10 protein-coding genes and 1 pseudogene are annotated in these 7,453 nt (G+C 61.2%); 8 read left to right on the top strand and 3 right to left on the bottom strand.

Annotation, left to right across the window (positions count from 1 at the left end; genetic code table 11):
• The first annotated feature begins 154 nt into the window (after positions 1–154).
• From BZ163_RS00765 to BZ163_RS00755, 3 genes are all read left to right on the top strand, one after another.
• Positions 155–1,147 carry a 2-hydroxyacid dehydrogenase gene (locus BZ163_RS00765; protein ID WP_128869412.1) on the top strand — a complete coding sequence of 331 codons (993 nt, stop codon included), beginning with the start codon at positions 155–157 and terminating at the stop codon, positions 1,145–1,147.
• A gap of 77 nt (positions 1,148–1,224) precedes the next feature.
• Positions 1,225–1,659: a hypothetical protein gene (locus BZ163_RS00760; RefSeq protein ID WP_128869411.1), complete on the top strand. Its 435-nt coding sequence runs from the start codon at positions 1,225–1,227 to the stop codon at positions 1,657–1,659.
• Positions 1,659–2,063 (top strand): META domain-containing protein, encoded by a 405-nt coding sequence (locus tag BZ163_RS00755; RefSeq protein WP_128869410.1) that lies wholly within the window; start codon positions 1,659–1,661, stop codon positions 2,061–2,063. Before BZ163_RS00760 ends, BZ163_RS00755 begins: the two co-directional genes overlap by 1 nt.
• Before the next feature lie 129 nt (positions 2,064–2,192).
• Here the strand turns inward: BZ163_RS00755 and BZ163_RS00750 are convergent, their stop codons facing one another.
• Positions 2,193–2,660, bottom strand: a complete 468-nt coding sequence (locus tag BZ163_RS00750) for a TlpA disulfide reductase family protein (RefSeq protein ID WP_128869409.1) — start codon at positions 2,658–2,660, stop codon at positions 2,193–2,195.
• A 114-nt stretch (positions 2,661–2,774) separates the two neighbouring features.
• Here BZ163_RS00750 and arsC point away from each other — a divergent pair, with 114 nt between their 5' ends.
• From arsC to BZ163_RS00735, 3 genes and pseudogenes are all read left to right on the top strand, one after another.
• The gene (arsC, locus tag BZ163_RS00745) at positions 2,775–3,128 is read left to right on the top strand and encodes an arsenate reductase (glutaredoxin) (protein ID WP_128869408.1); all 354 of its coding nucleotides are present in this window, start codon (positions 2,775–2,777) and stop codon (positions 3,126–3,128) included.
• Entirely contained in the window at positions 3,125–3,721 is a 597-nt protein-coding gene (gene wrbA, locus BZ163_RS00740) for an NAD(P)H:quinone oxidoreductase (RefSeq protein ID WP_128869407.1), read from the top strand. Before arsC ends, wrbA begins: the two co-directional genes overlap by 4 nt.
• A 1-nt stretch (position 3,722) precedes the next feature.
• Positions 3,723–4,146, top strand: a pseudogene (locus BZ163_RS00735) (DUF2069 domain-containing protein).
• Positions 4,147–4,264: 118 nt separating this feature from the next.
• Here the strand turns inward: BZ163_RS00735 and BZ163_RS00730 are convergent.
• Together BZ163_RS00730 and ttcA are read right to left on the bottom strand one after the other, a co-directional pair.
• Positions 4,265–4,939, bottom strand: a complete 675-nt coding sequence (locus BZ163_RS00730; RefSeq protein WP_128869406.1) for a DNA-3-methyladenine glycosylase I — start codon at positions 4,937–4,939, stop codon at positions 4,265–4,267.
• Between the two features lie 54 nt (positions 4,940–4,993).
• Complete coding sequence (gene ttcA / locus BZ163_RS00725; RefSeq protein ID WP_128869405.1) at positions 4,994–5,818, bottom strand: tRNA 2-thiocytidine(32) synthetase TtcA; 825 nt, start codon at positions 5,816–5,818, stop codon at positions 4,994–4,996.
• Positions 5,819–6,100: 282 nt separating this feature from the next.
• Between ttcA and BZ163_RS00720 the strand changes: the two genes are divergently transcribed.
• Positions 6,101–6,703: a Yip1 family protein gene (locus BZ163_RS00720; protein ID WP_017340184.1), complete on the top strand. Its 603-nt coding sequence runs from the start codon at positions 6,101–6,103 to the stop codon at positions 6,701–6,703.
• Between the two features lie 161 nt (positions 6,704–6,864).
• Positions 6,865–7,359: a SprT family zinc-dependent metalloprotease gene (locus BZ163_RS00715; RefSeq protein ID WP_128869404.1), complete on the top strand. Its 495-nt coding sequence runs from the start codon at positions 6,865–6,867 to the stop codon at positions 7,357–7,359.
• Positions 7,360–7,453 lie beyond the last annotated feature (94 nt).

The following is a 7,453-nucleotide window of genomic DNA, read 5'->3' as shown; positions in this document are numbered from 1 at the left end:
GGCGGCGTGTCAGGCAACATCGATGCTGGATGTGCCTGGCCCCTTCGCTGGCAAGCCAGCTCCTACAGGAGGCGGCCTCAAGAACAACGCTGAATTTGAAGGTCCCTTCGCTGGCAAGCCAGCTCCTACAGGGGGCCGGGACAAGGAGGACATCATGCGCACCATTCTTTTCAGCAGCCAGACCTACGACCGCGACAGCTTTCTCGCCGCCGCCCTGCCCGCCGGCATCGAGTTGCACTTTCAAGCGGCGCGCTTGAGCCTCGATACGGTGGCGCTGGCGGAGCGCCACGAGGTGGTCTGCGCCTTCATCAATGACGACCTCAGCGCCCCGGTGCTCGAACGCCTGGCCGCCGGCGGCACGCGTCTGATCGCCCTGCGTTCGGCCGGCTACAACCATGTCGACCTGGCCGAGGCCAAGCGGCTGGGACTGACGATCGTACGGGTCCCGGCCTACTCGCCCCATGCGGTAGCCGAACACGCGGTGGCGCTGATCCTGGCGCTCAACCGCCGCCTGCACCGCGCCTACAACCGTACCCGCGAAGGCGATTTCACCCTGCATGGCCTGACCGGCTTCGACCTGGTCGGCAAGACCGTCGGCGTGGTCGGCACCGGACAGATCGGCGCGACCTTCGCCAGAATCATGCACGGCTTCGGCTGCCGGTTGCTGGCGTACGACCCCTTTCCCAACCCTCAGGTCGAGGCCCTCGGCGCCCGCTACTTGAGCTTGCCGCGGTTGCTGGCCGAGTCGCAGATCGTCAGCCTGCATTGCCCGCTCAACGAGCAGAGCAAACATTTGATCAATGGCGAGTCACTGGCGCACATGCAACGGGGCGCGATGCTGATCAATACCGGTCGTGGCGGCCTGGTGGATACCCCTGCGCTGATCGATGCGTTGAAAGACGGCCAACTGGGTTATCTGGGGCTGGACGTGTATGAAGAGGAGGCGCAGCTGTTCTTCGAGGATCGCTCCGATCTGCCGCTGCAGGACGATGTACTGGCGCGCCTGCTGACCTTTCCCAACGTGATCATTACCGCACACCAGGCCTTCCTGACCCGCGAAGCCCTGGGCGCGATTGCCGCGACCACCCTGCAGAACATTGCGGCCTGGGCTGCCGGCAATATTCAGAATCAGGTTGATGCCGGCTGAACCAGATCGAAGGTCATTCGCCCGCGCAGTGCTGCGTTGATGTCCGTGCTAGCATGCCGCGCATATTTGGAGGACCCATGGTCGAACACGATTTCCGCTATAGCCTGATGAACCCGCAACACACCCTCACCGAATGCCGCGCCCTGGTACCGGGGCGATATCAAGTCACCGGCAACGGCGGCTCGATTCGCAATAACGACGTATTGGTGGTGACCCTCAAAGGCAGCAAGGACTTGTCCATGCGCCTGACCGTCGAAACGGTTCGCCACCTGATCAACCCGCCCGGCCAATGGGTTGCGGTGGCCAGTGGTCCGGTGTTCGGCGAACTGGCGATCCACACCTGGAAAGTCAACTGCGACAGCTGCGCCAAAGTGCTGAGCTTCGAATTCGCGGTCGACGCCAAGCTGGGCAACAAGGCCGAAAAGCCAGCCGCCACCGCGCGGATTGCCGAGCTGGGCTGGACCACTGCCGGCGAGAAGCACCTGTGCCCGACCTGCCAGGAGCCTGCGTGATGAAACGCCTTGTTCTGAGCGCCATGGTTGGCGCCAGCCTGTTGGGCTGCGCCGCCGAACCGGTGAAGTTGCAACAGAACCGCAGCTACATACTGGAATGGATCGGCGAACGTCCGTTGATGGATTACAGCCACCTGACCATCACCCTCGGTGACGACGGTCGGGCCTACGGCAACGGCGGCTGCAACCATTGGTTCGCGCCGTACACCCTGGACGGCGACAAGCTGAGCTTCGGCAAGGTCGGCAGCACCCGCAAAATGTGTGCGCCGGCGTTGATGGAGCAGGAACAGCGTTTTCTCCAGGCGCTGGAAAATGTGCAGCGCTGGGATATTTCGCCGATCGACCAGATGCGTTTCTGGCCGGCCGAAGGCAAGCCGTTGCGCTGGTGGCTGGAAGAGGGTTGATCCGACGCCCCCCCTGTAGGAGCTGGCTTGCCAGCGAAGGCGGCGGAACGGCCAACATATATGTTGCCTGACACACCGCATTCGCCGGCAAGCCGGCTCCTACAGGGGATCGCAGCTGCGCACCGACGATCAGTTAGTCGCCTGCAACGCCTCCAGCTTCGCCATCACCCCCGCCGCTGTCTGCTCGCCCATCAACTGTTCCCGCACCTTGCCCTTGTTATCGATGATATAGGTCACCGGCAACGCCTCACTGCGCGGCAGTTCGAACAGGTCGGCCGGGTCTTGCGCCAACACCGTGAATTTGATCCCCAACTTCTCACTGGCGCTTCTTAGCTCCTCGCCCTGGACATTGTCGAAATTGACCCCGAACACACCGATCTGCTTGTCCTGGAGCTGATCGGCCAGCGCGTTCAACTCCGGGATTTCGGTACGGCACGGCCCACACCATTCGGCCCAGTAGTTGAGCACCAGCCATTGCTTGTCCAGACGCTCGGCAGCGATTTTCCGACCGTTCTGGTCGATGCCATAGTCATTGCCACAGCCCCCCAGCACCAGCGCCCCGATGATCGCCAATGCCGCAGCCAGTCGTCTTGTCATGTCGTGATCCTTGTCAAAAAAAGAATACTGCCGCGACCCATTGCCTCCCAAGGTTCTGGATTACGCGCTGCCCAGTTAGAATAGCCGCCACCTTACGCAAGATGCGACCCGCACATGACCGATCTGACGCTTTATCACAACCCGCGCTGCTCGAAATCCCGCGGTGCGCTCGAACTGCTTGAAGCCCGGGGCCTGGCGCCGACCGTGGTCCGCTACCTGGAAACCCCGCTGGACGCCGGGCAAATCCAGAGCCTGTTGACCAAGCTCGGCATCAGCGCCCGGCAACTGCTGCGCACCGGCGAGGACGAATACAAAACCCTCAACCTGGCCGATAGCAGCCTGACCGAGGCGCAATTGATCGCCGCCATCGCCGCGCACCCGAAACTCATGGAGCGACCGATTCTCGAAGTCGGCGACAAAGCCATCATCGGCCGGCCGCCGGAGAATGTGCTGGAGCTGCTGCCGTGAGCACACCCTATATCCTGGTCCTGTATTACAGCCGCAGCGGTTCGACCAATGAAATGGCCCGGCAGATTGCCCGGGGCGTCGAGCAGGCCGGTCTTGAAGCCCGGTTGCGCACGGTGCCGGCGATTTCTACCGAATGCGAAGCCGTGTCGCCGGACATCCCCGACGAAGGCGCGCTGTACGCCAGCCTCGACGACCTGAAAAACTGCGCAGGCCTGGCCATGGGCAGTCCGACCCGGTTCGGCAACATGGCGGCGCCGCTCAAATACTTCCTCGACGGCACCAGCAACCTGTGGCTGACCGGTGCCCTGGTGGGCAAACCGGCCGGGGTGTTCACCTCCACCGCGAGCCTGCACGGTGGCCAGGAAACCACGCTGCTGTCGATGATGCTGCCTCTGCTGCACCACGGCATGCTGATCACCGGCCTGCCGTACAGCGAGTCGGCGTTACTGGAAACCCGCGGCGGCGGCACGCCTTATGGCGCCAGCCACCACGCCGGGGCTGATGGCAAAAGCGGCTTGAATGAACATGAAGTGGCACTGTGCCGGGCCTTGGGTCTGCGCCTGGCCCGCACTGCACAGAAACTGGAGAGCTGAGGTGGCCAAAAAGCCGAAGATACTGCCCTCCATCCAATGGCTGGAGCCGCGCGTGCGCGCGATGCGAGCCGTCAGCCTGCTGTGTTTCCTCGGCCTGGTGGGGCTGCTGTGCGCCTACTACCTGGTCGTCGCCGACCTGCACGGCGCACGGCCCTGGGTCATTCTGCTGATCGAGCTGGTGCCGCTGCTGTTGCTGGCGCCGGGCATGATCATCGGCAGCGCGCGGGCATTCGTGGATGTGCTTTGTGGTGAACCTGTATTTCATCAAGGGCGCATTGGCCGCGTTCGACCCGAACCGGCAGCTGTTCGGTTTGCTGGAGATGGGGGCGAGCCTGGCGGTGTTCTGCTCGGCGCTGTTGTTTGTGCGGTGGCGGTTTCAGTTGAATCGTCGGTTGGCCGGAGAAGGTGAGATCTCGGTCGCCTGATCTGGCGCTTTCGCGAGCAAGCCCGCACCACATTTGACCGTATTCGACATGAGAATGCGGTCAAATGTGGGAGCGGGCTTGGTCCGGGCGGCGTTCCGACGAAGGGCGCGCCTCGGTACTAATGATTCACGGTGTAAGCCAGCATCATCGAAATCTGGCTCATCGCCCGCCCGCCACTTTGTTCATGCCACTGATTGAACACATCCTGCACCAACGCCAGGTCCCGCTGGCTGGTCGGCACCTTGTCGACGATCTTCTGTGCATTCAACGCCGCCACCACGTCATAGCTCGGCACAAAGGTATCCTTGCCGACCATGCGCAAGAACCGCGGCGCCGACAACCCGCCCAACTGATGCCCGTGCTTTTTCAGGTAAGTCCACAGGCCGACGATATCGGTCACCGGCCAATCGGCGATCAAGGCGCCGAAGCTGCCCTGCTCATGCGCCACATCGAGGATGAACTGCGCATTGCGCGGCACGCTCTTGAGCTTGCCCAGGTGTCGGATGATCCGCGCATCCTGCATCAGGCGCTCCAGGTGTTCGGCACTCATCAGCACGACTTTTTCCGGGTCGAACTTGAAGAACACCTCTTCGAACGACGGCCACTTCGCGTCCACCAGGCTGTGCTTGAGCCCGGCACGGAACACGCGCAGCGCCATGGTCGACAGGTAGCGGTCATCACTGATCTTGCGCAATTGCGCCGGGGTCTTGGGAACGGGCAGATGGGCTTCCAGTTCAGCCGCTGAACCGAAGCGGTTCAGACAGTATTCGTGCAGCCACTTGTAATCGCGCATGCCCTCTCCTGAGGATTGAAATAGAAACCGACACCCGCTCCCACACAATTTGTGTCAGAGATTGACGACGTTGACGAACCGCGAAGCTGCGGTTTCGTCGATCTTGAGGCTGGTGAAATCGAACAGGTTGCGGTCCGCCAATTGCGACGGGATCACGTTTTGCAGGCTGCGGAAAATGCTTTCAGTACGGCCCGGTGTCTTGCGTTCCCACTCCTGGAGCATGTCCTTGACCACCTGCCGCTGCAGGTTTTCCTGGGACCCGCAGAGGTTGCACGGGATGATCGGGAATTGCTTGAAGTCGGAGTAGGCCTGGATGTCTTTTTCGTTGCAGTAGGCCAGCGGGCGGATCACCACGTTGCGACCGTCGTCGGCCCGCAGTTTCGGCGGCATGGCCTTGAGCGAGCCATTGAAGAACATGTTCAGGAAGAAGGTCTCGACGATGTCGTCGCGGTGATGACCGAGCGCCATTTTGGTCGCGCCGATCTGGTCAGCGAAGGTGTAGAGCGTTCCACGACGCAGGCGTGAGCACAGCGAACAGGTGGTCTTGCCTTCCGGGATCAGCTCCTTGACCACCGAGTAGGTGTCTTTCTCGACGATGTGGTACTCGATACCCAGCGTCTTGAGGTAAGCCGGCAGTACATGCTCCGGGAAGCCCGGCTGCTTCTGGTCCATGTTCACGGCCACGATCTCGAACCTGATCGGTGCAACCTTCTGAAAGTGCATCAGCACGTCGAGCATGGTGTAGCTGTCCTTGCCGCCGGACAGGCAGACCATGACCTTGTCGCCATCTTCAATCATGTTGAAATCGGCGACAGCCTCACCGGCCTGGCGGCGAAGGCGCTTTTGCAGTTTGTTCTGGTTGACCGTGAGAGTGCCCATGACGCGAAATCCGTGAGGTGTGACGAAAAGCCGGCATTTTACGCAAAAACCCTTCCGGGGCGAAGTGGCCACCATCCCCTGGTGCCGACAGGGTTGATCGTGACAGACCCTTCAGCGATTACCCTTCGCTTTTACAGCGCGATTTGCTCTAAGCCCTCGGGTTAACTCCTTTCTATACTGCGACATAAGGTCGCATGCATATCCAGACCTTTCCTTACTCGGCCACCTTGGCCCGTAGGCGCTCCACTGGGGGGCGACGGTAAAACAAGAGGAGTGACTGGCATGATCCATCACGTAGTGGGGCTATTCACCCACCCTGACCAAGAATGGAAAGAAATTCGTGGCGACCAGGAGGAAAGCATCAGCCACATGTACCTGACCCACACGCTCATCCTGGCGGCCATCCCGGCGGTGTCGGCGTTTATCGGGACCACACAGGTCGGCTGGGTCATCGGCAATCGAGCGCCGGTGATGCTGACGACAGAGAGTGCGCTATGGATGACGATCATGTCGTACCTGGCGATGCTCGGCGGCGTTGCGGTGATGGGCGCGTTCATCCACTGGATGGCCCGTACCTATGATGCCAACCCGAGCCTGGCCCGTTGCGTCGCGTTTGCGACCTATACCGCGACACCGCTGTTCATTGGCGGCCTGGCGGCACTGTACCCGCACATGTGGCTGGGGATGATCGTCGGCACCGCGGCCATCTGCTACACGGTGTACCTGCTCTATGTCGGGCTGCCGACGTTCATGAACATTCCGTCGGACGAAGGGTTTCTGTTTTCGAGTTCGGTACTCGCCGTAGGCCTGGTGGTGCTGGTGGCCATCATGGCGTTCACCGTGATTGTCTGGGGACTCGGCGTGGGGCCGGTCTATACCAACTGACAAGGCTGTTTACCTAAAAACCAGATCTGCCAACACAGGCCGCCGCCAGGCGGCCTTTTAACGTGTTCAGGACAGTGAGCGGTGGTGACCATTCGGCGCCTGGACGATTCGCAAGCCCCGAGGGTTGCGGCATACTCGACGTCTCTGGAGATCCATCAAGCATGCCCGAGCACCTCAATACCCGCGTCGAAGACTGCTTCCAACAAGCTGAATCCTTTTTCAAACGACCCTTCAAACGCCCCGTGGTGAGCCTCAAGCTGCGCGGGCAAAAAGCCGGCGTCGCGCACTTGCACGAGAACATGCTGCGTTTCAATCCGCAGTTGTACCGGGAAAACACTGAAGATTTTCTTAAACAGACTGTGGCCCACGAGGTGGCCCATCTGATCGCCCATCAGTTGTTCGGCGACCGCATCCAGCCCCATGGCGAAGAGTGGCAATTGATCATGCGTGGCGTGTACGAACTGCCGCCCAATCGCTGCCACACCTACGACGTCAAACGCCGCAGGGTGACCCGCTACATCTACAAATGCCCCTGCGCCGACAGCGACTTTGCGTTTTCGGCGCAACGCCATGGGCTGGTGCGGCAAGGGCGGCGGTATTTGTGTCGGCGCTGCCGGAGCACGTTGGTGTTCAGTGGGGAGATGCGGGTCGAATAGCTGGATTTGCGGTGCCTCGACTGGCCTCTTCGCGGGCAAGCCCGCTTCCACAGGTTCTGTGTCGTACACAAAATCTGCAAACGACACGGAACCT

Source organism: Pseudomonas sp. VI4.1, from assembly GCF_002029345.1.
Taxonomy (GTDB): Bacteria; Pseudomonadota; Gammaproteobacteria; order Pseudomonadales; family Pseudomonadaceae; genus Aquipseudomonas.
Note: the sequence above shows the minus strand (reverse complement) of the source record. Positions and strands in the feature narration are given on the sequence as shown.

Excerpts from the sequence above, each read along its gene's own strand:
- ttcA (WP_128869405.1), bottom strand. The coding sequence starts at position 5,818 with ATGGGCACTCTCACGGTCAACCAGAACAAACTGCAAAAGCGCCTTCGC.
- BZ163_RS00760 (WP_128869411.1), top strand. The coding sequence starts at position 1,225 with ATGGTCGAACACGATTTCCGCTATAGCCTGATGAACCCGCAACACACC.
- BZ163_RS00730 (WP_128869406.1), bottom strand. The coding sequence starts at position 4,939 with ATGCGCGATTACAAGTGGCTGCACGAATACTGTCTGAACCGCTTCGGT.
- BZ163_RS00715 (WP_128869404.1), top strand. The coding sequence starts at position 6,865 with ATGCCCGAGCACCTCAATACCCGCGTCGAAGACTGCTTCCAACAAGCT.
- BZ163_RS00750 (WP_128869409.1), bottom strand. The coding sequence starts at position 2,660 with ATGACAAGACGACTGGCTGCGGCATTGGCGATCATCGGGGCGCTGGTG.
- BZ163_RS00765 (WP_128869412.1), top strand. The coding sequence starts at position 155 with ATGCGCACCATTCTTTTCAGCAGCCAGACCTACGACCGCGACAGCTTT.
- BZ163_RS00755 (WP_128869410.1), top strand. The coding sequence starts at position 1,659 with ATGAAACGCCTTGTTCTGAGCGCCATGGTTGGCGCCAGCCTGTTGGGC.
- arsC (WP_128869408.1), top strand. The coding sequence starts at position 2,775 with ATGACCGATCTGACGCTTTATCACAACCCGCGCTGCTCGAAATCCCGC.
- BZ163_RS00720 (WP_017340184.1), top strand. The coding sequence starts at position 6,101 with ATGATCCATCACGTAGTGGGGCTATTCACCCACCCTGACCAAGAATGG.